The sequence below is a fragment of the Thalassotalea agariperforans genome (genome assembly GCF_053470345.1).
Window position 1 is genome coordinate 117634 of sequence record NZ_JBQMWH010000004.1, and the last position, 22306, is coordinate 139939.

General features: G+C 38.4%; 21 protein-coding genes. 15 read left to right on the forward strand and 6 right to left on the reverse strand.

Features of this window, described 5'->3' with window-relative positions:
• Nucleotides 1-202: 202 nt before the first annotated feature.
• Entirely contained in the window at nucleotides 203-2548 is a 2346-nt protein-coding gene (locus ACSLUO_RS07765) for a Tex family protein (RefSeq protein ID WP_448247697.1), read from the reverse strand.
• A gap of 229 nt (nucleotides 2549-2777) precedes the next feature.
• On the opposite strand from ACSLUO_RS07765, the gene greB reads away from it, so the two are divergent.
• The 5 genes from greB (at nucleotide 2778) to ACSLUO_RS07790 (ending at nucleotide 6251) form a co-directional block, all read left to right on the forward strand.
• The gene (gene greB / locus ACSLUO_RS07770) at nucleotides 2778-3248 is read left to right on the forward strand and encodes a transcription elongation factor GreB (protein WP_448247699.1); all 471 of its coding nucleotides are present in this window, start codon (nucleotides 2778-2780) and stop codon (nucleotides 3246-3248) included.
• Nucleotides 3249-3289: 41 nt separating this feature from the next.
• A complete protein-coding gene (gene gloA2, locus ACSLUO_RS07775; RefSeq protein ID WP_448247701.1) occupies nucleotides 3290-3673 on the forward strand; it encodes an SMU1112c/YaeR family gloxylase I-like metalloprotein in 384 nt (127 codons plus the stop codon).
• 37 nt (nucleotides 3674-3710) lie between these two features.
• Nucleotides 3711-4064, forward strand: coding sequence for a hypothetical protein (locus ACSLUO_RS07780; RefSeq protein ID WP_448247702.1), 354 nt, complete (start codon nucleotides 3711-3713; stop codon nucleotides 4062-4064).
• 74 nt (nucleotides 4065-4138) lie between these two features.
• Complete coding sequence (locus ACSLUO_RS07785) at nucleotides 4139-4849, forward strand: DUF445 family protein (protein WP_448247703.1); 711 nt, start codon at nucleotides 4139-4141, stop codon at nucleotides 4847-4849.
• A 214-nt stretch (nucleotides 4850-5063) separates the two neighbouring features.
• On the forward strand, nucleotides 5064-6251 hold the full coding sequence (locus ACSLUO_RS07790; protein ID WP_448247704.1) for an amino acid aminotransferase: 1188 nt from the start codon (nucleotides 5064-5066) through the stop codon (nucleotides 6249-6251).
• A gap of 83 nt (nucleotides 6252-6334) precedes the next feature.
• Here ACSLUO_RS07790 and ACSLUO_RS07795 read toward each other — a convergent pair whose 3' ends face one another.
• Entirely contained in the window at nucleotides 6335-7420 is a 1086-nt protein-coding gene (locus ACSLUO_RS07795) for a GGDEF domain-containing protein (protein WP_448247706.1), read from the reverse strand.
• A 196-nt stretch (nucleotides 7421-7616) separates the two neighbouring features.
• Between ACSLUO_RS07795 and gmk the strand changes: the two genes are divergently transcribed.
• The 7 genes from gmk to ACSLUO_RS07830 all read left to right on the forward strand — a co-directional run bounded on the left by gmk (nucleotide 7617) and on the right by ACSLUO_RS07830 (nucleotide 15926).
• Nucleotides 7617-8246 carry a guanylate kinase gene (gene gmk, locus ACSLUO_RS07800; RefSeq protein ID WP_448247708.1) on the forward strand — a complete coding sequence of 210 codons (630 nt, stop codon included), beginning with the start codon at nucleotides 7617-7619 and terminating at the stop codon, nucleotides 8244-8246.
• A 56-nt stretch (nucleotides 8247-8302) separates the two neighbouring features.
• A complete protein-coding gene (gene rpoZ / locus ACSLUO_RS07805) occupies nucleotides 8303-8578 on the forward strand; it encodes a DNA-directed RNA polymerase subunit omega (RefSeq protein WP_448247710.1) in 276 nt (91 codons plus the stop codon).
• A gap of 164 nt (nucleotides 8579-8742) precedes the next feature.
• On the forward strand, nucleotides 8743-10857 hold the full coding sequence (gene spoT / locus ACSLUO_RS07810; RefSeq protein ID WP_448247711.1) for a bifunctional GTP diphosphokinase/guanosine-3',5'-bis pyrophosphate 3'-pyrophosphohydrolase: 2115 nt from the start codon (nucleotides 8743-8745) through the stop codon (nucleotides 10855-10857).
• Between the two features lie 13 nt (nucleotides 10858-10870).
• The gene (gene ridA / locus ACSLUO_RS07815) at nucleotides 10871-11260 is read left to right on the forward strand and encodes a deaminase RidA (protein ID WP_448247712.1); all 390 of its coding nucleotides are present in this window, start codon (nucleotides 10871-10873) and stop codon (nucleotides 11258-11260) included.
• Nucleotides 11261-11459: 199 nt separating this feature from the next.
• Nucleotides 11460-12167, forward strand: a complete 708-nt coding sequence (gene trmH / locus ACSLUO_RS07820) for a tRNA (guanosine(18)-2'-O)-methyltransferase TrmH (RefSeq protein WP_448247946.1) — start codon at nucleotides 11460-11462, stop codon at nucleotides 12165-12167.
• Between the two features lie 12 nt (nucleotides 12168-12179).
• Nucleotides 12180-14273, forward strand: a complete 2094-nt coding sequence (gene recG, locus ACSLUO_RS07825; RefSeq protein ID WP_448247714.1) for an ATP-dependent DNA helicase RecG — start codon at nucleotides 12180-12182, stop codon at nucleotides 14271-14273.
• A 357-nt stretch (nucleotides 14274-14630) separates the two neighbouring features.
• Complete coding sequence (locus ACSLUO_RS07830) at nucleotides 14631-15926, forward strand: EAL domain-containing protein (protein WP_448247716.1); 1296 nt, start codon at nucleotides 14631-14633, stop codon at nucleotides 15924-15926.
• On the opposite strand, the gene ACSLUO_RS07835 is transcribed toward ACSLUO_RS07830, so the two are convergent.
• The gene (locus ACSLUO_RS07835) at nucleotides 15923-17317 is read right to left on the reverse strand and encodes an alpha/beta hydrolase (RefSeq protein ID WP_448247717.1); all 1395 of its coding nucleotides are present in this window, start codon (nucleotides 17315-17317) and stop codon (nucleotides 15923-15925) included. The genes ACSLUO_RS07830 and ACSLUO_RS07835 overlap by 4 nt on opposite strands.
• Nucleotides 17318-17348: 31 nt before the next feature.
• On the reverse strand, nucleotides 17349-18083 hold the full coding sequence (locus tag ACSLUO_RS07840) for a helix-turn-helix domain-containing protein (RefSeq protein ID WP_448247719.1): 735 nt from the start codon (nucleotides 18081-18083) through the stop codon (nucleotides 17349-17351).
• A 183-nt stretch (nucleotides 18084-18266) separates the two neighbouring features.
• Here ACSLUO_RS07840 and ACSLUO_RS07845 point away from each other — a divergent pair, with 183 nt between their 5' ends.
• Both ACSLUO_RS07845 and ACSLUO_RS07850 read left to right on the forward strand, forming a co-directional pair.
• Nucleotides 18267-18602 carry a hypothetical protein gene (locus tag ACSLUO_RS07845; protein ID WP_448247721.1) on the forward strand — a complete coding sequence of 112 codons (336 nt, stop codon included), beginning with the start codon at nucleotides 18267-18269 and terminating at the stop codon, nucleotides 18600-18602.
• The gene (locus tag ACSLUO_RS07850) at nucleotides 18602-19405 is read left to right on the forward strand and encodes a DUF2145 domain-containing protein (protein WP_448247723.1); all 804 of its coding nucleotides are present in this window, start codon (nucleotides 18602-18604) and stop codon (nucleotides 19403-19405) included. Before ACSLUO_RS07845 ends, ACSLUO_RS07850 begins: the two co-directional genes overlap by 1 nt.
• A gap of 88 nt (nucleotides 19406-19493) precedes the next feature.
• On the opposite strand, the gene ACSLUO_RS07855 is transcribed toward ACSLUO_RS07850, so the two are convergent.
• A complete protein-coding gene (locus ACSLUO_RS07855; protein WP_448247725.1) occupies nucleotides 19494-19949 on the reverse strand; it encodes a thioesterase family protein in 456 nt (151 codons plus the stop codon).
• Between the two features lie 145 nt (nucleotides 19950-20094).
• Here ACSLUO_RS07855 and recQ point away from each other — a divergent pair, with 145 nt between their 5' ends.
• Nucleotides 20095-21900, forward strand: coding sequence for a DNA helicase RecQ (gene recQ, locus ACSLUO_RS07860; RefSeq protein ID WP_448247727.1), 1806 nt, complete (start codon nucleotides 20095-20097; stop codon nucleotides 21898-21900).
• Nucleotides 21901-21997: 97 nt separating this feature from the next.
• On the opposite strand, the gene ACSLUO_RS07865 is transcribed toward recQ, so the two are convergent.
• Nucleotides 21998-22297, reverse strand: a complete 300-nt coding sequence (locus tag ACSLUO_RS07865) for a c-type cytochrome (RefSeq protein ID WP_448247729.1) — start codon at nucleotides 22295-22297, stop codon at nucleotides 21998-22000.
• Nucleotides 22298-22306: the final 9 nt, after the last annotated feature.

The following is a 22306-nucleotide window of genomic DNA, read 5'->3' on the forward strand; positions in this document are numbered from 1 at the left end:
GTTTTCACGAACATTGAGTATAGGACAAGATTATTGACTAACAAGAAATCAGCTAAAAAATTTTAGCGGTATAGTTATTCTAATCTGCTGATTATCAAAATAAAATTTAGGAAGTTATCGAACTTAAGAAGATATTGAAGGTAATACAGGTGGCGAAAAACTTACCACCTGTTTCAAAAGTCTAGCTAGAATGCGTATTAAGTTATTTTTTCAGCTTAGCAAAAGCCTCTGCAAAGGCGTTGCCCATCATAGCATTACTTGGCTCACGTTGTTTTTTAGGGGCCTTGTTTGATGCTTGATGTGCCGGCTTGTTCACCTTCGAATGATGTTCTGCTTTATTTGACTTGTTTGCATGTGCTGGCTTAGCCATCACTTTTTCATCTAAACGCATGGTTAAACTAATGCGTTTACGGGCTTCATCAACTTCTAACACTTTCACTTTAACAATATCGCCAGCTTTGACCACTTCACGTGGGTCACTAACAAACTTATCGGTTAACGATGAAATATGCACTAAGCCGTCTTGATGAACACCAATATCAACAAAAGCACCAAAGTTAGCAACATTGGAAATTACCCCTTCCAAAATCATCCCCACATTAAGGTCTGAAACTTTTTCAATGCCTTCTTGAAAACTCGCTGTTTTAAATTCGGGTCGCGGATCACGTCCGGGTTTTTCTAGCTCGGCAATAATATCTTTAATGGTTATTTCACCAAAATCAGCACTGCTTGCTTGGCTAATATCAACCTGACTTAACGCCTCACTATTACCTAAAATATCGGTAAGTTGGCGGTTTAACTGGGCAATAATATTTTCAACGACCGGATAGGTTTCAGGATGAACACCGGATTGATCTAATGGGTTTTTACCGTCACGAATACGCAAAAAACCAGCCGCTTGTTCGTAAGCTTTTGGTCCTAAACGTGCTACTTTCAACAATTGTTGCCGCTCTTCAAAACGACCATGTTGGTCACGGTAATTAACAATATTCTGCGCCATGGTTTTATTTAAACCAGCAACACGAGTTAATAACGCCGCTGAAGCACTGTTAAGATCAACACCTACCGCGTTTACACAATCTTCAACCACTTCATCAAGGGTTTGGCTTAATTGACTTTGGCTAACATCATGTTGATATTGCCCAACACCAATAGCTTTGGGATCAATTTTTACCAATTCGGCTAATGGGTCTTGTAAACGGCGCGCAATAGAAACAGCACCACGAATAGAAACATCCAAATCAGGGAATTCTTTGGCGGCAAATTCTGACGCTGAATAAACTGACGCGCCCGCTTCACTTACCGTAATTTTTGCCGGTTTAAGCGTGCTTTCGCCATCGGCCAATAATTTAATAACTTCGGCAACTAATTTGTCGGTTTCACGTGAACCCGTGCCATTACCTATCGCAATCAGTTCTACTTTGAATTGCTTCACTAAATTGACAATAGTACGGGCAGACTTATCCCAACTGTTTTGTGGTGCATGCGGGAATATGGTGGCGGTTTGTAATAACTTACCGGTAGCATCAACTACGGCAATTTTACAACCGGTGCGTAAACCAGGGTCAATCCCTAACGTAATTTTTTCACCAGCCGGAGCCGACATCAAAACATCAGTTAAGTTGGTAGAAAACACCTTAATCGCTTCTTTTTCCGCATCTTCACGCAGCTTACCTAATAATTCAGTTTCTAACGTACTGCTAAGTTTATTTTTCCATGCGCTACGTACAACTGATGTAATAAAAGGCGCGCCTGCTTGGCTTGATAACCGCAAGTGATAATGCTCGATAATTAGCTGCTCAGCACTTGAGGTGCTGTTATTTTCTTGGCCAGGATCAACATCTAACGATAAACGTAAAAAGCCTTCGTTACGACCACGAAACATGGCTAAAGCGCGATGCGATGGTACTTTTTGTAGCTTTTCAGAATGCTCAAAATAATCACGATATTTCGCTCCTTCCTGTGCTTTACTTTTTACCCCTTTACTAACTAAATGCGCTTGTTTTAAACAATGCTGACGCAATTTTTGAATTAAATTCGCATCTTCCGCAAAACGTTCCGACAAAATTGCCGTAACTCCTTCAAGTACTGCGGCTTCATCGCCAAAGCCGTCAGCAAGATAAGCGCTAGCCTCTTGCTCTGGCACTAATTGCCAATTTTGATAAAGTTTGTCTGCTAATGGTTCAAGCCCTGCTTCAATAGCAATTTGCCCTTTGGTACGACGTTTAGGACGATACGGTAGGTATAAATCTTCTAATCGGGTTTTATTATCTGCTTGTTCTATTTCCGCTTTTAATGCTGCGGTTAATTTACCTTGCTGCTCAATATTAGTCAGGATTACTTCGCGTCGTTCATTTAAATCACGTAAATAAGTTAAACGCTGTGCTAAATAACGTAAGTGACTGTCATCTAAGCCTTGGGTTTTTTCTTTACGGTAACGAGCAATAAAAGGCACAGTTGCGCCTTCATCTAATAAGGCAATAGCCGCGAGAATTTGAGCAGGTTTAACTTGAATTTCTTGAGCGATTTGCTCAGCAATTAAGGTCATAAGAATATCTTTTGATAAAATTTAAAATAATAAGGTGAAAAACCGTTACGGAAACGCATTCCCAATGCCGCTATTATCAACAACCTAAACAATAATAAGCAAGGCTTTTCAGCCATAGTAAGTAAATAATTATTTCAATAAAACACATTGCTAACAAACATAGCTATTTACCGGTAATTTCCAGTAAACTAGGACAACGTCCTGTTTAATTAAGTTATAAATAATACCATTGAAAAGTAATTACATTACCCGCGAAGGCTGGGATAGATTAGACCAAGAATTAAAATACTTGTGGAAAGAAGAGCGTCCAAGGATCACCCGTTCAGTTTCAGAAGCCGCGGCTTTAGGCGACCGCAGTGAAAATGCAGAATATATTTATGGTAAGAAGCGGTTACGTGAAATTGACCGTCGTGTGCGTTTTTTAATGAAACGCTTAGACGACTTAAAAATTGTTTATCCTGAAAAACAACAAGAAGGCAAAGTGTACTTTGGTGCTTGGGTTACCTTAATAAACGAGCAAGATAAAGAAGTTACTTACCGTTTAGTAGGTCCTGATGAATGGGACGTAAAAAAAGGAGAAATCAGTATCGATTCACCAATGGCGCGTGCGCTACTTGGTAAACAGGTTGATGACGAAGTAATGGTGAAAACGCCAGAAGGTGAACGTTATTTTGATGTAATTGCGATTCGCTATAAATAACTCGTACAAAATTAGCTAGTACCCAACAAGGGAAATATTGCATGTTAAAAGCTATTCATCATGCCGCAATTATTTGCGCTGATTATGACAGGTCAAAACATTTTTACAGTGAAATTTTAGGTTTAAAAATACTGGCTGAAAATTATCGCGCTGAGCGTAATTCTTATAAGTTAGATTTACAATTACCCGATAACAGCCAAATTGAATTATTTTCATTTCCTAATCGCCCTAAAAGGCCGAGCTATCCTGAAGCTCAAGGCTTACGGCATTTAGCTTTTTTAGTAGACTCTGTTGAAGAAACCGCACAATATCTGATCAGCCAAGGTATCAAGGTTGAACCAATAAGAATTGATGAATATACCGGTAAAGCTTATACCTTTTTTAATGATCCTGATGGCTTACCATTAGAGTTATACCAACAATAAATCTACATTACCCTTATGAACAACAGGCAGGTTCAGGATGAAAAAGTCAACAAAAGCAGCGTTATTATCAGCACTTGTTTGCCCTGGTGCCGGCCAGTTTTGGTTAAAAAAGTATTACAGTGGCGCACTGTTTTTTATCAGCTTTATCATTGGCTTCGCGTTTATTATTCAAAATGTCAGTCAAAAAACGCAATATGTGATGGCTAAACTACAACAAGGTGAAATTACGTTAACTATCACCGCCATTGAGCAAGCAATTAATAATGCTCCCAGCAGTTTAACTATGGCTGCCTTAAATAACCTAACCACTTATTTGCTGCTTGTTTGGTTGACAGCAAGTTGTCATGCTTATTGGCTTGGTAAAAAAGTGAGCAAAAACCCTAGTCTCTAGCTCATCAGCCCACTATTGAATTTATCAGGCGATGAGATACCATAGCGACAATTTTTCATTGCTTGGAAATTAACGTGAACAAAAGCTTTATTACTAACCTACTAGCATTACTTTGCACTTTATTTGGCTACTTTTTTGCCCAGCCACTTATCTTTTCAATTGGTTTATTTGCTTTATCTGGTGCTATTACCAACTGGGTTGCTATTCATATGTTGTTTGAAAAAGTGCCTGGTTTATATGGCTCAGGGGTGATTCCATCACGTTTTGAAGATTTTAAGCTCGGTATTCGTCAGTTAATGATGGAGCAATTTTTTACCCAAGATAACATCGACCGATTTTTATCTGACAGCCAAGGCAAAGCCGCTAGCATAGATTTAGCACCGGTGATTGACACCGTCAATTTAAGCCCAGCCTTTGATAGCTTAGTGGAAGTTATCGAAAACTCCTCTTTTGGCGGCATGTTAGCTATGGTAGGTGGGAGTGAAGCTTTGCAACCTATGCGTGAACCTTTTATTGAAAAAATGAAAGAATCGGTCAAACAAATTGCACAAACCGAAGAATTTCGGGAAAACTTGCGCAGTTCATTAGAGCAACCGAGTGTTGTTGATGGTATTCGCGAGAAAGTCAGCGATATTATCGAGCAGCGCCTGAACGAATTAACACCACAATTAGTGAAAGAAATTATTCAAGCGATGATCAAAAAACACTTAGGTTGGTTAGTTGTTTGGGGTGGTGTTTTTGGTGGCCTTATTGGTGCCATTGCCGCATTAACGAATAATTTTTAATAACTTAACAAAGCATAATTAACCATTCATACCTTTTCAGCTAAAAAGCGCTAAAAATAGCATAATAAAATCGCTCATTTTTTAGCGCTTACTCTTTAATTTTCGCCCTTTTATAGGTATCCTTGCGCTTTATTTTCTTGGGATAATGCTTAACTATCACACAATAGTGCGTTTTAGTTAAAATCCCCCTCTTTGTAATAAGGTGATTTCAGCCATGTTTGGTCGCTTAAAAGCTTTACCAGAAGATCCAATTTTAGGATTATCGATTAAATATAAAGCGGATACGAATCCGTTAAAAATTGATTTAGGTGTTGGTGTTTATAAAAACGAAGCCGGTGAAACCACCATTTTAAATTGTGTCAAAAAAGCTGAAAAATTTCGTTTAGAAAATGAAACGACCAAAACCTATATTGGCGGTGGTGGCTCTGCTTTATTCAATGAAAAAATGACATCATTAATTTTTGGTGATCACAAAGTATTAGCTGAAAACCGTGTAAGAACAGTATCTACGCCAGGTGGTACAGGTGCTTTACGTGTAGCAGCTGACTTTATTGGTCGTTGTAAAAAAGGTGCTAAAATTTGGTTATCAAACCCAACTTGGGCTAATCACAAAGGTGTATTTAGTGCTGCTGGTTTAGAGATCCAAGAATACGCTTATTACGATTACGAAAACAAAACCTTAGATTTTGATGCTATGTTAGCGGCATTAAAACAAGTTGATGCTGAAGATTTCGTACTTTTACATGCTTGTTGTCATAATCCATCAGGTATGGATTTATCACAAGAGCAATGGCAACAAGTTGCCGAAGTTGCAAAAGAAGTTGGTTTTACACCATTAATTGATATGGCTTACCAAGGTTTTGGTGACGGCTTAGAAGAAGATGCTTACGGCGTTCGTTTAATGGCTGACACTGTTACAAACATGATTTTATGTAGTTCATGTTCGAAAAACTTCGGTTTATACCGTGAACGTATTGGTGCTTGTACTGTTATTGGTGAAACACCAGCAACAACAGATATCGCTTTATCGATTGTTTTAAATGTTGCACGTACAATTTACTCAATGCCACCAGCACACGGTGCTGCCTTAGTTGAAACTATTTTAAGCTCAGACGAGTTAACGCAAGAATGGCATCAAGAATTAGCTGAAATGCGTAACCGCATTAACGATAACCGTGCTGTTATTGTGAACAAGTTAATTGAGAAAGGTGTAACTCGTGACTTTAGCCACATTTCAACACAAAAAGGTATGTTCTCTTTCTTAGGTATAAGCCCTGAGCAAGTACAACAGTTACAAGACGAATACAGTGTTTACATGGTAGGTTCAAGCCGCATGAGTATTGCTGGTATTTCGCCAACGAATGTTGATTACTTAGCAGAGTCTATCGCTAAAGTTTTATAAGCTTTAAAGCTCAACACTCCCCTTTAAAAAGCCACTTACAGTACAATTTTACTGAAGTGGCTTTTTTGATCTATTAAGCTGACCTATTTAGCTATTTGATGCTCTAAGCGATTACGACCATTCGCTTTCGCTTGGTACAATAAGTCATCCGCCTGCTTCAACCCTGTTTCTATATCTTCATAGCGTTCAACACAAACGCCGCCTAAACTTACGGTAATTCTTATATCTAAACTTTGCTTTTTGGTTTCTTCTTGAAAATGGCTTTCACTGACCGTTTCTCGTAATTTTTCTGCTATTTTTAACCCTGGAGTTATTTCGGTTTTAGGAAAGGCAATTATAAATTCTTCGCCGCCAGTTCGCGCCACTACGTCAGTAGCCCGTGTATGTTGTTTTAAAACATCAGCAAAATGAGTTAATACCTTATCACCAACATCATGGCCATATTGATCGTTCACTTTTTTAAAATGATCAATATCTAATAACAACAAGGTCATTGGAAAATAAGCTTTTGGCTCAGATTTACTCGCTTGAAAAAATACTGAATCTATAAATCGACGATTGGGTAAATCAGTTAATACATCTGAATTTGCTTGCCGTTGTTTATCAAAATTAATTTCTGCCAACTCTTCATGACTACGAGAACGGAAAAATTCATTGATTAAACAAAATAGAATGTTAACTATATATGAAGCAACATAACGAGAGATTTCTTCGGGTCGATAATTTGCGTCAATTAATTCAGGATTAGCCAACATCAGCCAAATTACCAAAAACATAAAGATATTAAGTAATAAACCGCGGTAATAACCAAAAAAAACAAATATGGTGATGGGGAATGGATATGTCCAATACAAACCTGTGTTTTCATATCCACCGGTATAAACAATGGCAAACACTAAGGGAATAATGCCTAAGCCACAAATGGTAATTGCTAATTGCTTTTTTTTATGGAGATACGATAAAAGGACATTCCCATATAAAAAGGCGGCAGAAAAAAACAACGCTAACTTTAATAAAAACTGCTGCTCAAATGATGTTTGCACACCAAAATATAAAATAATAGTGCCGCCAATATAACTACAGGTATTAAGCACTAACTGTTTACGTTTAATATCAACACTTTCACTAGATTCTAAACTTATAAACTTTTCCCACCAATTTTTTTGCATATATGAACCCTAGTCTCGAGGAAAATTATTGCAGACTTTTTTATAATAAATAATAAATGTTAAAAAATCGTAAAATAACCATACCAAAATTACGGGCTAAATAAAGGCTATTTATGCTTTACCGTAGAAAAACACGTTAATTTTACGGTATAGTGCCGCCTTAATTATCAAGTGAAGTTGCCAGAGTGAACAAGTTATGACCGTCAAAGGAAATTTATTTATTTTATCCGCTCCAAGTGGTGCCGGTAAGTCCAGCCTTATTTCAGCACTGTTAAAGCAAAAATCAGCTAGGCCAATGCAAGTTTCCGTGTCTCATACCACCCGTAACCCTCGTCCAGGTGAAAAAAACGGCGTTCATTATCATTTTGTTGATAAAAGTGCTTTTGAAAAACTCATTAGTCAAAAAGCGTTTTATGAACATGCAGAAGTATTTGGTAATTATTATGGCACCTCTGAGCAAGCTATTGATGAGCAACTAGCCCAAGGCATTGATGTGTTTTTAGATATCGACTGGCAAGGCGCACAACAAGTTAGAATGAAAAAGCCTGAAGTAACCACTATTTTTATTGCTCCGCCCTCACAAGCTGAATTAGAAAAACGTTTGCGTGGCCGAGGCCAAGACAGCGATGAAATTATTGCCGGCAGAATGGCGCAAGCACAGTCAGAATGCTCTCATTACCAAGAGTTTGATTACATCATAGTTAACGATGATTTTGAGCAAGCCGTTAATGATTTAACCACCATAGTAAACAACCAACGCTTAAAACGCAGCCAGCAAATAGAAAAACATCAAGATTTATTCAAAGATCTATTGGCTAACGATTAAGCGCATAGTACAATGCGCGGCTATTCGATATAAATTTTTTTAAGTGGAGTAACTTAATGGCTCGCGTAACAGTAGAAGATGCCGTAGATAAAGTAGGCAATCGTTTTGACTTAGTATTAATTGCATCACGTCGTGCTCGTCAAATTGCAACTGGCGGTAAAGAGCCATTAGTTGAGCGTGAAAACGACAAGCCAACGGTACTTGCACTTCGTGAAATTGAAGAAGGTTTGATCACCACTGAAGTGATGAACGAAGCCGACAAATATGAGCAAGTACAACAAGAATCAGCTGAATTAGCGGCGGTTGCTGCTATTGTTGGTGGCAACAGCTAATAATACCTAATATTTTATGAAAAACGTGTAATAACTATTACACGTTTTTTTTTCGCTAAAATTCGTTTAAATTAACTCGTAATAATTTATTGGCATACCGCATAAATAAACGTATTCTAACAATGCAAACTCCTGAAAATTCTCTGCTGTTAAGGAGCTAATAGGTGTACCTATTTGAACCGTTAAAAGAATTGGTCTCAACTTATCTGTCTAAAGTTCAGATAGATTTGTTAAAACAAGCTTATATCGTCGCGCGTGATGCTCATGACGGTCAAATGCGCTCAAGTGGCGATCCTTATATCACTCACCCTGTCGCTGTTGCGATTAACTTAGCAAAAATGCACCTTGACCACGAAACCTTAATGGCGGCCTTGTTGCATGATGTTATCGAAGATACGCCAGTTACTAAAGATGAGCTTGCTGAATTATTTGGTTCAACAGTTGCAGAATTAGTTGAAGGGGTTAGTAAACTCGACAAATTAAAGTTTGATAACAAAGAAGAAATGCAAGCGGAGAACTTTCGCAAAATGGTACTTGCCATGGTGCAAGACATTCGTGTTATTTTAATCAAATTAGCTGACCGTACCCATAATATGCGCACGTTAGAGTCATTACGACCTGAAAAACGTCGTCGTATTGCGCGCGAAACCCTTGAAATATATGCACCAATTGCCAACCGTTTAGGTATTCATGATATTAAAAATGAACTTGAACGCTTAGGTTTCGAAGCTATGTACCCAATGCGCTCTCGCGCCTTAAAATCTGCAGTTAAACAAGCTCGTGGTAATCGCAAAGAAATTATCAATAATATACAAGAAGAGCTCATTTCTCGGATCGCTGAATGTGGTATCAACGCCAAAATTATTGGCCGCGAAAAACACCTTTATTCGATCTATCGCAAAATGCAGAACAAAGAATTGATGTTCAATGAAGTCATGGATGTTTATGCGTTTAGAATTATTGTGGCAGAAAAAATTGATAATTGTTATCGCGCATTAGGTGCTGTTCATAATTTATTTAAACCCATTGAAGGCCGCTTTAAAGATTACATTGCTATTCCAAAAACTAACGGGTATCAATCTTTACATACTTCACTTATTGGCCCGCACGGTATTCCAGTAGAAATTCAAATTCGTACCCACGACATGGATCAAATGGCGGATAAAGGGGTAGCGGCACACTGGCTTTACAAAAAAGATGGTGAAGCCGGATCTGGTACCACAGCACAAATGAAAGCTCGTCGTTGGATGCAAAGTTTAATTGAATTACAACAGAGTGCCGGTAGCTCATTTGAATTTATTGAAAACGTAAAAACTGATTTATTTCCAGAAGAAATTTATGTTTTCACGCCTGATGGCCGCATTATTGAATTACCTATGGGGGCAACAGCTGTCGATTTTGCCTATGCCGTACATACGGATGTTGGTAATGCCTGCGTTGGTGTGAAAGTTGACCGCAAACCTTTCCCATTAAGTAAACCGCTTGATTCTGGCCAAACCGTTGAAGTGATCACTTCACCTGCAGCAAGACCAAATGCTTCTTGGTTAAACTTTGTTGTTACAGCTAAAGCACGTTTACAAATTCGTACATACTTACGATCACAAGAAAAAAATGAATCGCTCACCTTAGGTAAGCGCTTATTAAGCCATGCTTTAGGTAATACTAAGTTTGACGATATTGACCAAGACAAATTTAACCAAGTGATCAAAGAAAGTGGTCACAAATCGTTAGAAGACCTCTTAATTAATATTGGCTTAGGTAATACCTTAAGTATTGGTATTGCCCGCCGTTTAACCGATGAATTTACTGAAGATCATGAATCGCCCGCCAGCACACATTCAAAAGTAAAAATGCCGATCAAAGGTACTGAAGGTATGTTGGTGAGCTATGGCAAATGTTGTCGCCCTATTCCTGGTGATAGCATTGTTGCTTATCTTAGCCCAGGTAAAGGCTTGATCGTGCATCAACAAAATTGTCGAAACATTAAAGGCCAAGAACCAGGAAAAGTATTCCCAGTAAAATGGGATAGTGATATTACCCGTGATTTTATCGCTAAACTCCGCATTGAAATCATCAATCATCAAGGGGCTTTAGCCGCATTAACCAATGTTGTTGCCAAATGTGACTCAAATGTTCATTCACTCAATTCCGGTGAAAAGGACTCTAATTTATACGCCATCGATATGGAAATAACCTGTCGTAACAGGGTTCATCTCGCTGACATTATTCGTAAAATCAAAGTTATGGTTGACGTACAAAAAGTCATCCGTAACAAATAATTTAGGACATACTATGAAAACAATTATTAATACTGACAAAGCACCAAGTGCTATTGGTACTTATAGCCAAGCCGTTAAAGTGGGTAATACCGTTTATTTATCAGGCCAAATTCCTTTAGTACCTGAAACAATGGAAGTTATTTCTGACGATTTTGCTGAACAAGCGCACCAAGTATTCAAAAATCTTTCAAGTGTTTGTGAAGCAGCTGGTGGTAACATTAACGACATGGTAAAGGTAAATATCTTTTTAACGGATTTGTCTAAATTTGCCACGGTTAACGAAGTCATGAGTCAATATTTCCAAGAACCTTACCCAGCACGTGCTGCCATCGAAATTTCAGCCTTACCTAAAGCGGTTGCTATTGAAATTGATGGCGTGATGGAATTACCAAACGTTAATTAACAACCAAGGTAGATAAATAGTCACCTTTGCAAAAACATTTATCTACCTAACATCCCTAATTTTTACCAACTAAAAGCAAACCCTTTAAATAAACAGTTTGCATTTAGGCAATGACCCAACTATTTATTGTCATACTACCTAGCGATATATGACAATAAAAACGCTATGTCATGCAGTACCAATGCAAAATGTGAAAAAGATGACACCAGAACGATTAGAACGAATTAACAACATGCTTAACCACCGCCAGCCTGACCTTACGGTTTGTATGGAAGGTGTTCATAAACATCATAACCTTGCCGCCGTAGTCCGTACTTGTGACGCTATTGGCGTTAGTGATGTTCACGCTGTTTGGAAAAGTAAAGAAATGCAAGTTCGTGGTGGCAGTGCCGCCGGTAGCCAAAACTGGGTTGATGTGCATAACTATTCAGATACTAGCACCGCCATTGGCGAGTTAAAAAAACAAGGCATGCAAGTGCTTGTGACTAACCTTTCTGATAGTGCAGTAGATTTTCGTGAAATTGATTACACCAAACCAACCGCGATTATTCTTGGTCAAGAAAAGTTTGGCGCGTCAGAAAAAGCGCTAGAACTTGCCGATCAAGACATCATTATTCCTATGGTCGGCATGGTACAATCGTTAAACGTTTCAGTCGCCTGCTCGGTAGTGTTATATGAAGCACAACGACAACGCCAATTAGCCGGCATGTATGAACGAGCAACCATTTCTGAGCAAGTACGCCAAAAAGTTTTGTTTGAAGGCGGTCACCCTATTTTTGCTCAAGCCTGTCAGCGTAAAGGTTTACCTTACCCACACATTACTGAAGATGGTCAAATTGAAGCCTCTGATGACTGGTGGCAAAAAATGCAAATGACCCAAGATGCTTGGCAAGCACTAGACGACTAACCGCACAGAACCATGAAAAGGGAAGGTCTCACTAACTTAGCTACCATTGCAACCAGCACATTAAAAGGTGTCGGACCAAGCATGGCGGCTAAGTTAGAAAAAATTGGCCTACTAAGCTTACAAGATTTATTATTTCACTTACCGCTCAGGTATGAAGATCGTACTCGTGTAATGGCGATCCGTGATTTAATTCCAGGCATTCATACCAACATTATTGGCGAGGTTACCAATAACCAAATAGTGCAAGGTAAACGCCGCATGTTAGTGGTTACCATTAATGATGGTAGTGGTACTGTTACGCTGCGTTTTTTTCACTTTACCGCAGCACAAAAAAACAATTTAGCCATAGGCACTGACATTCGTTGTTATGGTGAAATACAACGTGGCCCACAGGGTTTTCAAATAGTACACCCTGAATATAAGCCATTAGCACAAGACAATCAGTTAACCCCCGTTGAAGAAACCTTAACGCCAGTGTATCCAACTACTGACGGCTTACGCCAAATTACCCTGCGTAATTTAACTGAACAAGCATTAGCTCGTTTGCAACGTGGTCAGGTAGAAGAACTGGTTCCTGAAACGTTTTTAAACGAACACTATACCTTAGCTCAAGCGTTGACCTTAATTCATCGGCCACCACCCGACACCTCAGTATCACAATTAGAAGAAGGGAAACACCCAGCGCAGCTGCGTTTAATTAGGGAAGAGTTATTAGCGCATAACTTAAGTATGCTTAAGCTCAGGCAATCGAGCGATCAACATCAAGCGATTGCCTTAACCTTAAAAGAACAGCTCAATCAGCAGTTTTTAGCTTCATTACCTTTTTCCCCAACCAACGCACAAGCAAGAGTGGTGAATGAAGTACAAAAAGATTTAGCAAAAAATATTCCGATGATGCGCTTAGTACAAGGTGATGTTGGCTCAGGAAAAACCCTCGTTGCCGCCCTTTCGGCGATTACTGCTATCGGTCAAGGTTATCAAGTTGCCCTCATGGCCCCAACTGAAATTTTAGCTGAGCAACATGCCTTAAATTTTCAAAAATGGTTTGAGCCATTAGGGATTAAAGTTGGTTGGCTAGCCGGTAAAAGTAAAGTAAAAGAGCGCCGTATTGCTTTAGAGCAAATGGCCAGCGGTGAAATGCAGCTTGCCATTGGTACTCATGCGCTGTTTCAAGAACAAGTAATATTTAAAAACCTCGTCTTAATTATTATTGATGAACAGCACCGTTTTGGTGTTCATCAACGGTTAACCCTACGTGAAAAAGGCGCCTTTGATGGCAATTATCCACATCAACTGATCATGACAGCAACCCCTATTCCTCGTACTTTAGCCATGACAGCTTATGCTGATTTAGACACATCCGTAATTGATGAGTTACCGCCCGGCAGAACACCAATCACAACCATTGCACTGCCCGACTCACGCCGTGATGATGTTATTGAGCGCATTCGACAAGGTTGTAAGCAAGATAATCGTCAAGCTTATTGGGTATGTACCCTGATCGAAGAATCTGAAGTGTTGCAATGCCAAGCAGCTGAAGACACGGCTACTTATCTACAAGCACAACTACCTGATTTAAAAGTCGGCTTAGTTCATGGCCGAATGAAAGCGGCAGAAAAACAACAAGTAATGGAAGCCTTTAAAGCTGCCGAATTACACTTACTGGTTGCCACCACAGTCATTGAAGTTGGTGTTGATGTTCCTAATGCCAGTTTAATGGTCATTGAAAACCCTGAACGTTTAGGCTTGGCCCAATTACATCAATTGCGAGGGCGTGTTGGTCGGGGTGCGGTTGCGTCACATTGTGTCTTAATGTACAAAAGTCCGTTATCAAAAACCGCCACCAAACGCTTAGCCGTATTACGCGACAGCAACGATGGCTTTGTCATTGCACAAAAAGATCTCGAAATTCGCGGCCCTGGTGAACTTCTAGGCACCAAACAAACGGGCTTAGCTGACCTAAAAATTGCTGACTTAGTACGAGACGCCGACATTATCGCCCAAGTTCAACAAAGTGCTTATCAAATCTGGCAGCAATATCCAGAGAATGCCGTGACATTAATTAATCGCTGGTTAGGTAACAAGGAAAAATATTCCAACGCCTAGGGTTTGTTTATCTTTGTTTAATAATTCAGCTGAGAGATAAAATCGTTTTAATCAAGGCTGAAAATATAAACAAATATCAACAGACCTTAATATTATTTTAGTGCGGCGCTTTCGCAGCAAGAGGTCAACCTCCTTTCTTACGAGCAACAAACAAAACTTTACGCTCGATTATGGTGCAAAATTAATAATCTCGGTTTAAAAAAAGTAGAGGGAAACAACTATACTACTGATATTATTATGTTTATTTTTGTGCACTAACATCATTAACTATTAGGTACGAAAACTGCTTACTAATTACCATATTTTTTGTTTGGAGCATGATTACCGATATTAACCATCGGTATCCTATTTAATAACATGACAAGTTTTGTACATAAAGTTCCACAACATTGGCAGTGCTTTACTATTGGGCAACAGCTCGACCTAACTGACTTTGAAAAAGTGACTCAAAAACATCAAGATCACTTTAACGCTGATTATGCGGGTTTAACGCTAGCAACCGCTTTGCAACCTATTTTTAGCATCGATCATCAAAGAATTATCGGTTATGAAGCTTTAATAAGAGGCAAAGATAAAAATGCTCAACCTGTTTCAGCAATTGATTTATTAGATATTCCAAGTAACGAAGAAGAAAGTATTCATCTCGACAGGTTATGCCGCTATTTACATATTAATAACTTTCAAAAAATAAGTGACGATAATAACTGGCTATTTTTAAATATATCAGCGCAAGCTTCAGTAAAAGGCAGAAGCTACGGCTTATTTTTTGCTGAATTATTAAAACGCTTTAATATCAAACCACAGAATGTCGTGGTAGAAATAATAGAAGACCCAACCACAGATAATGACCAATTATTAGCGTCAGCTAATTATTACAAAAATATGGGCTGTTTATTGGCCATTGATGATTTTGGTGCAGGTCATTCAAACTTTGAACGGGTATGGAATTTAAAGCCTGACATCGTCAAATTAGATAGAACATTATTAGTTCGAGCCTTAAGCTCTGATAAAACACAAAACTTGCTTAATAGCTTAGTAGATTTATTACATCAAGCAGGCTGTTTAGTGGTAATAGAAGGCGTTGAAGACGAAGAGCAAGCCTTAATCGCTATGGACAGTGGTGCTGACTTTATTCAAGGATATTATTTTGCCAAGCCGCAAGAAAAAGCACTCGCGTCACTAGAAAAAACAGATATTTTTAAAAAACTGGCAAATAAATATATTAATCAACAAAAAGAAATTAATGAAAAACATGCCGATTCTGTGGAAAGCTATTGCCGTAGTTTTAGAGAAGCTGTTTTAAATTTACAACAAGGGCTAAACTTTATTACCGCCTGCCAGCCATTAGCTGAGCTGAATAAAAGTATCCGCTGCTTTTTAACGGATGAATTAGGTAATCAAATAACCAATACACTCTTATTCAAAGATAACTCGCTTAGCAATGGTAAATTTAAGCAGTTAAAGCTAAGCGAAAATGCCAACTGGTTTCGTAAGCATTACATTCGTCATGCCATTGAACACCCAAGCCGGATGTATATTTCACGCCCTTACCGTTCAATTACTGGCGACGGACTATGTTCGACTATCTCAGTGGCGTTTAAAATATTAGGGAAAACCCATGTCTTATGTTTTGATATGGAGCCACATAATTAATGCTCAGCACTCGTTTGGCGAATGAATGTGGTTATCGCCGCTAGCATGTCTTGATAATAAGGATTATAGGTCAATCGCTGCATTAACTTGTGCTTCGCTAAATTTTCTGGTGTTACCTCTCCAACGGCAATTTTCCGACTGTTTTTACAACGTAAATATTGCTCAATGTCTGAAATATAATGACCACAATTTCGGTATTGACCTGCTATACCATAATGTGGATTTTCCGGTGAATTCGTAGCGGCGGTATGAGCCACATCATGAATCATTAAACAAATACCTTGCTGACAAGTCGGGGTTATTTGTGTAATAGACGCAGCCAAACTTTCTGTTAGGCTATCGCTTTCACCAAGGTAATATAAGGTTGTTGCTGTGTTTTTTTCGCTGTTTTGAGGACTATGCCAAAGATTTAACAACTTAATAGTTGCCTCAGTTGCAATTGTTTGATCATGTTCGCTTGCTACCACAAACAGAGGAATATCATGAAAGTAAGCATCATTTTCAAAAGCATCTGTCACTTCACTCATTAAAGCATGTACTTGTGCACCAGCATTAAAGGGAAAAGATTCATACTTGGCAAAATCAATATCTGCATCTTTATCAACCCAATTTACAAAGGGCAGATAATCAATATAACCGGCAAGCCAAGCCAACTCACTTTTTGCTTTTGACGCTGGCGCCCACATCATTAAGCCGGTAATTTTTTCACTAACCTCTGGCTGATTAATTAAATAATCAAAAATTAATGCCCCGCCGGTTGAAAACCCACCTAGATACACTTGCTCATAATCAAGCAAGGTACGATCTATGGCATAAGCTGTTGCCGCTTGCCAATCATGATAGTCAACATCCATAAGGTCGCTCGGTGAGGTGCCATGCCCTGGTAATAAAAGAGTGCGCACATTAAACCCTTGCTGATAATAAAAATAAGCAAGATCATGGAATAAATAAGGAGAATCGGTTAATCCATGGATCAACAAAATGGCTTTATTACTATCGGCTTGTTGCAATTCAAAAGGCGAAACAAGATGTTTAACTTTAGTAATATCCGACCAATTATTTTGCATGGCAATAACTTTATAAGTGTCGGTATAAAGTGGACAAGGTAGTTGCGCAAACGGCTTCTTTAAGGCGACAACTTGGCTGGCATAATGAATATAGTCAGTAAAAGGTATATTTTTATCATAACTAAATTCTGGCAATAATTGGCTATCAACATCAAATGATTCACGGAAGGTACCATCATCAATATAATCAACTAAGGCATCAGTATTTTGATTAATCGATAAACAATCAAGGCCATATAATTCGGTTGGTAAATTATTACTATTGGCAAAAGAAGATACTATCCCACTGATAATAAATAAAAAAACTAAGATTTTTTTTAACATCTACTTCTTATTTCCTTATTATTCTTATAATTTATGCTTTTCTTAATGCTGCAAATCTTGATAATTCCCACGGCCGCATCGCTATCAGTAAACCAACATGTTGCCGATTAGCTAATGGTAGTTTAGCATCTTCTTGATTTAAAAAAGCCGCTTCGTTGGTTAATTGATCTAATTTTTTACTAATAACATCAATCGATGATTGTGAATAAGTCCCGCGTAAATAAAAACGAAAGCTGTTTTTTTCATTAAACCGAGAAACCATAAATTGCGAAATAACTTCATTAGCCATATACCGCTCTAACGGCCCATTCACTCGCCAGCGAAAGTTTTGTGCGATTAATAATTTGTATTCATTATTCGGTAGCAGCTGGATCATTTTTAACTTATCTAGGCGAGCCAACAAGCGAATACATTCATGCTCGGTAATTTGATAATGTTGAATAATTTCTGAAAATTTCCAAGCATCACGAACACAAACCGCCACTAAAAACAGTTTAGTATCATTAATCAATTCTTGCTCTTGTTCTTCGGTTAATTGTGTTAAACGCGCTTGTGTTTGGGCAATTAACTGAAAAAAATCCGAGAGGGTTAAATTAACCAATTGGCAAATTTGCTCTAAACGGCTCATGGAAAAATTATCATGGGCAAACATACGTTTAATGTTAGCTTCACTCATACCTAAAGCACCTGCCACCTGTTTATAGGTGATCTGATGTTGCCGTAATTGCTGCTTTAACACTTGGCTAATTTGTTTTATCTGGCTCATATAAAAAATTTCACAACTCATATATTTATTCAAAACCCCAAAAGGATACTATAAGTATACTTTAGGTGGTATTAAACGCTACATTTACCAACAAAGTTTACACTATATATTCTCATCTTTATTCTCTTTTCCGTCAGCACAATTAAGTGCCGACATAATTTATATTCTATAAGGAAGAGAACAATGAACTTATTCAAATCAATCACTTTTACTACCATGGCATTATTGGCAAACCAAGCATGTGCAGCCGATTCCGTTCAACATTCAGGGAAAGCCATTAAACATTCAGCCTTAGCCGTAGGCACAAGTGTTGTTTCGACCGCGAAAGTTGCCAGTGTTGCCGTTGCAGTACCTTTAGTTGTTGCCGGTAGCGCAGGTGTAGCCAGTGTGGCTGCTGCTGATTCACTACATCATAAAAGTAAAAAAGTAGAGCCTATTGAAATTACTGAAATCACCATTACTGCGGATCCAGCCCCTAATAAAGTGATGGTGACAACAACAACCGTGGAGAAAAAATAATGAAACTTTATCTTCATCTCGTTATTTTAGCCATTGCCTGTACTTCAATCAGCAGTTTTGCTGGCAGCCAACAAGAAGCTCAGGCAGTTTTTCAAACTGACGAAATTACTAGGTTTGCTAAAAGTGTTGAAAAATATGCCGCCCAACAACAAGCACGTGCCTTTATTATTGCTCGTGTTGGTAGGCCAGAAAAAGAATTACCCAAAGGCATTAAATTTACTCATACTGCAATTGCGGTTTATTCGGCCATTACTCTAGAGGATGGTAAAACGGTAAAAGGTTACGCCATTCACAATCTTTACCAGCGTGAAGGTAAATTAGATAAAAGTGATTTAGTTATCGATTATCCGGTCGACTTTTTTTGGGGCGCGCAAGAAATGAAAGCGGGTATTATTATTCCGACACCAGAATTACAAAACAGTATAATAAAACTTATTGCCAGTGGCAAAAATAAAACACTGCACAATGAAAATTACTCGGTCATTGCCAATCCTTTTACCAATGAATTGCAAAACTGTACCGAGCATACCTTAGATGTTATTAATGCTGCGATTTATCAAAGCACTAACAAGCAGCAATTAAAATTAAATGCTAAGCAGCATTTTAGCCCGCAAGTGGTTAGTACTAATCGTTTTAAATTAGTCTTGGGCAGTATCTTTATGGATGACGTTACCACTAAAGATCATCAGGGCAGAATACAAACGGCAACTTTTACCACCATTGCCAAATATTTAGCAAACAACAAATTAGCAACACAAGCGGTTACCTTTGACCAACAAGGTGAACTGGTTAATATTTTATAATATATAGAGGATAAATTAAGTGAAAAGCTAAGTTAAGAGTGAATAAGTCTGCTCTTAACTTTTTCATATTAACTCACATTCACAAAGCTTAACCTACCATATAAGTACCGGTACCAAAGGCAATATGAGTACCGTCTTGGTTATGTAACTCCATTCTCGCAACAGCAACCTTATTGCCACTACGAATAATATGCGATGTCGCAATAAATTTTTCACCACGGCCAGGACGTAAAAAATCAGTTCTTAAATCAATAGTACCTAATTTCCCTAAGTTTTTTATTAAGTTGGCTTTTGAGTGATCCTCTAATTGCGAAATAATATTCGCCGCCGCTACCACACCACCCGCTAAATCAAGCGCTGATGCGGTAACACCACCATGAAGAATATTCTGTAATTTGTTACCAATAAGCTTTTCATGCCAATCAAAATGGACTTCTGCCCGATCTTTATCACAATAGGTGATTTTTAAACCTAATAGTTGATTAAAAGGCATTTGGTTAGTCCATGCATCCGCTAATTCTTGATAAATACTATCTAATGTCATAACCACCTCAAACATATCACAACTCAATCTGGTCGGACATCTAGTGTAAACCTTAATTTTAAAAATGTCAGCTGGAAAAATAAGGCATGTTTTGATGGGCAAGCTGAGGTAAAATGTAGTTAATATTAGCTAATGAATTTTTTCTGTGTCGCATTCCTCTATTTCTGCTTCTTTACACGATGCTTTAAAGCATTATTTTGGTTACAGCTCTTTTCGCACAGGGCAGCAAGCCGTAATTGAAGCCATGCTAAACGGACAAGACAGCTTAGTATTAATGCCAACAGGTGGTGGTAAGTCCTTATGTTATCAATTACCCGCGACCTTATTACCCGGTATTACCATTGTTATTTCTCCTTTAATTGCGTTAATGAAAGACCAAGTAGATGGTTTGATACGACAAGGCATTCCTGCCGCCTATATTAATTCGTCATTAGAGCAATCGGCAATTAATCAAATTTTTCAGCAAATGGCCAACGGTGAAATCAAGCTAATTTATATTTCACCAGAACGCCTAAACAGTCCGTACTTTTTAGAAGGCTTAGCTAATTTGTCGATCAGCTTATTTGCTATTGATGAAGCCCATTGTATTTCTCAATGGGGTCACGATTTTAGACCCGCTTACACTAATATGAGTTGTTTAAAGCGCCAGTTCCCGCATATTCCGGTGATGGCACTTACGGCAACAGCTGATGTCACCACTCGTAAAGATATTTTACAGCAATTACAATTGCAGCAACCTTATGTTCATCTAGATAGTTTTGACCGACCGAATATTCGTTTTACGCTGGCAGAAAAATATCGAGGTGAGCAACAAGTCATCGGTTACGTGCGCCAGAAGAAAGATGAATGTGGCATTATTTATTGTAATAGCCGCTGGCGAGTAGAGAAGCTAACTGAAATATTAAAGGATGAAGGCATTAAAGCCGCCGCTTATCATGCCGGTTTAGATACTAGCTTACGTAATAAAGTTCAAGATGACTTTACCAAAGACAATATTCACATTGTTGTTGCCACAGTTGCTTTTGGCTTAGGCATTAACAAACCCAATATTCGGTTTGTATTGCATTATGAGCCCCCTCGTACATTAGAGTCTTATTATCAAGAAATTGGCCGAGCTGGACGTGATGGCTTAGCGGCAGAGGCAATATTTTTACATGATGAAAAAGATGTTACTCGCATTAAAAAACGCATTAATGAAGGTGAAAACGAACAGCGAGTTAAAGTGGAATTACAGCGCTTTCATGCCATGTCAGGTTTTATCGAAGCACAAACCTGCCGTCGTCAAGTAGTGTTAAATTATTTTGCCGAATATACCCAAGATGCTTGTGGTAACTGTGATATTTGCCTTGATCCTCCCAGTCAATTCGATGCCACCGAGCCAGCACAAAAAGTATTATCATGCGTCTATCGCATCAATCAAAAAGGCGATATCACCCATGTTATTGATGTACTACGGGGTGAAAAAACACCTAAGATGATCCAGCTCGATCACCAACAAGTTTCAACTTTTGGTATTGGCAGTAATAAACCGGCTAGTTATTGGTTTGCTATTATTCGCCAACTGATTCATTTAGGTTATTTACAGCAAGACATTTCCAACGATTCAGCACTTTGCTTAACGGAAGCGTCAAGGATCATCTTAAAAGCCACTGAACCCTTAATGCTGGCAGCGCCAAGATTACAAAATGCCAATTATTGGCGTCATAACAAAGCTGAAAAACAATACGACAAAGCGTTATTTGCTAAATTACGTAGTTTACGAAAAACCATTGCTGATGCCGAAGATATTGCTCCCTTTATTGTTTTTAACGATAAAACATTATCGGAATTGGCGCGAGTGCAGCCACAATCAGAAATGGAAATGTTGTCGATAAGTGGTATTGGTGATACTAAGCTGCAACGCTATGGACGACCATTTTTAGATGTTATTCATGAACACCAAGGCTTTTAATACACCTCAAGGTATTAAAATTCGGCATAAAAAAAGCGTGAACTATAAAATAGTCACGCCCTTTAGCTTAATTTAAAACTAAATTTGAAATTAAGTCTTATTTTAAGCTAGCAAAATAGGCTGAAATATTGGCAACGTCAGCATCTGATAACGCCATTGCCATCGGTGCCATGATAGGATCTTTACGAGCGCCAGATTTAAAATCTTTTAATTGCTTAGCAAGGTACATTTCTTTTTGACCCGCTAAGTTTGGATACATAGGTACGGCAGAAACACCTTCTGCACCATGACAAGCAGAACACATTGCTGCTTTTGCTTTACCTGCTGCAACGTCAGCAGCAAAGCTAGGAGCTGCCATTAAAACCGTAGCGGCAACAGCTAAACTAAGTTTTTTCATAGCTTTTTT

Excerpts from the sequence above, each read along its gene's own strand:
- ACSLUO_RS07765 (WP_448247697.1), bottom strand. The coding sequence starts at position 2,548 with ATGACCTTAATTGCTGAGCAAATCGCTCAAGAAATTCAAGTTAAACCT.
- gloA2 (WP_448247701.1), top strand. The coding sequence starts at position 3,290 with ATGTTAAAAGCTATTCATCATGCCGCAATTATTTGCGCTGATTATGAC.
- ACSLUO_RS07780 (WP_448247702.1), top strand. The coding sequence starts at position 3,711 with ATGAAAAAGTCAACAAAAGCAGCGTTATTATCAGCACTTGTTTGCCCT.
- ACSLUO_RS07790 (WP_448247704.1), top strand. The coding sequence starts at position 5,064 with ATGTTTGGTCGCTTAAAAGCTTTACCAGAAGATCCAATTTTAGGATTA.
- ACSLUO_RS07795 (WP_448247706.1), bottom strand. The coding sequence starts at position 7,420 with ATGCAAAAAAATTGGTGGGAAAAGTTTATAAGTTTAGAATCTAGTGAA.
- gmk (WP_448247708.1), top strand. The coding sequence starts at position 7,617 with ATGACCGTCAAAGGAAATTTATTTATTTTATCCGCTCCAAGTGGTGCC.
- rpoZ (WP_448247710.1), top strand. The coding sequence starts at position 8,303 with ATGGCTCGCGTAACAGTAGAAGATGCCGTAGATAAAGTAGGCAATCGT.
- ridA (WP_448247712.1), top strand. The coding sequence starts at position 10,871 with ATGAAAACAATTATTAATACTGACAAAGCACCAAGTGCTATTGGTACT.
- trmH (WP_448247946.1), top strand. The coding sequence starts at position 11,460 with ATGACACCAGAACGATTAGAACGAATTAACAACATGCTTAACCACCGC.
- recG (WP_448247714.1), top strand. The coding sequence starts at position 12,180 with ATGAAAAGGGAAGGTCTCACTAACTTAGCTACCATTGCAACCAGCACA.
- ACSLUO_RS07830 (WP_448247716.1), top strand. The coding sequence starts at position 14,631 with ATGACAAGTTTTGTACATAAAGTTCCACAACATTGGCAGTGCTTTACT.
- ACSLUO_RS07835 (WP_448247717.1), bottom strand. The coding sequence starts at position 17,317 with ATGTTAAAAAAAATCTTAGTTTTTTTATTTATTATCAGTGGGATAGTA.
- ACSLUO_RS07840 (WP_448247719.1), bottom strand. The coding sequence starts at position 18,083 with ATGAGCCAGATAAAACAAATTAGCCAAGTGTTAAAGCAGCAATTACGG.
- ACSLUO_RS07845 (WP_448247721.1), top strand. The coding sequence starts at position 18,267 with ATGAACTTATTCAAATCAATCACTTTTACTACCATGGCATTATTGGCA.
- ACSLUO_RS07850 (WP_448247723.1), top strand. The coding sequence starts at position 18,602 with ATGAAACTTTATCTTCATCTCGTTATTTTAGCCATTGCCTGTACTTCA.
- ACSLUO_RS07855 (WP_448247725.1), bottom strand. The coding sequence starts at position 19,949 with ATGACATTAGATAGTATTTATCAAGAATTAGCGGATGCATGGACTAAC.
- ACSLUO_RS07865 (WP_448247729.1), bottom strand. The coding sequence starts at position 22,297 with ATGAAAAAACTTAGTTTAGCTGTTGCCGCTACGGTTTTAATGGCAGCT.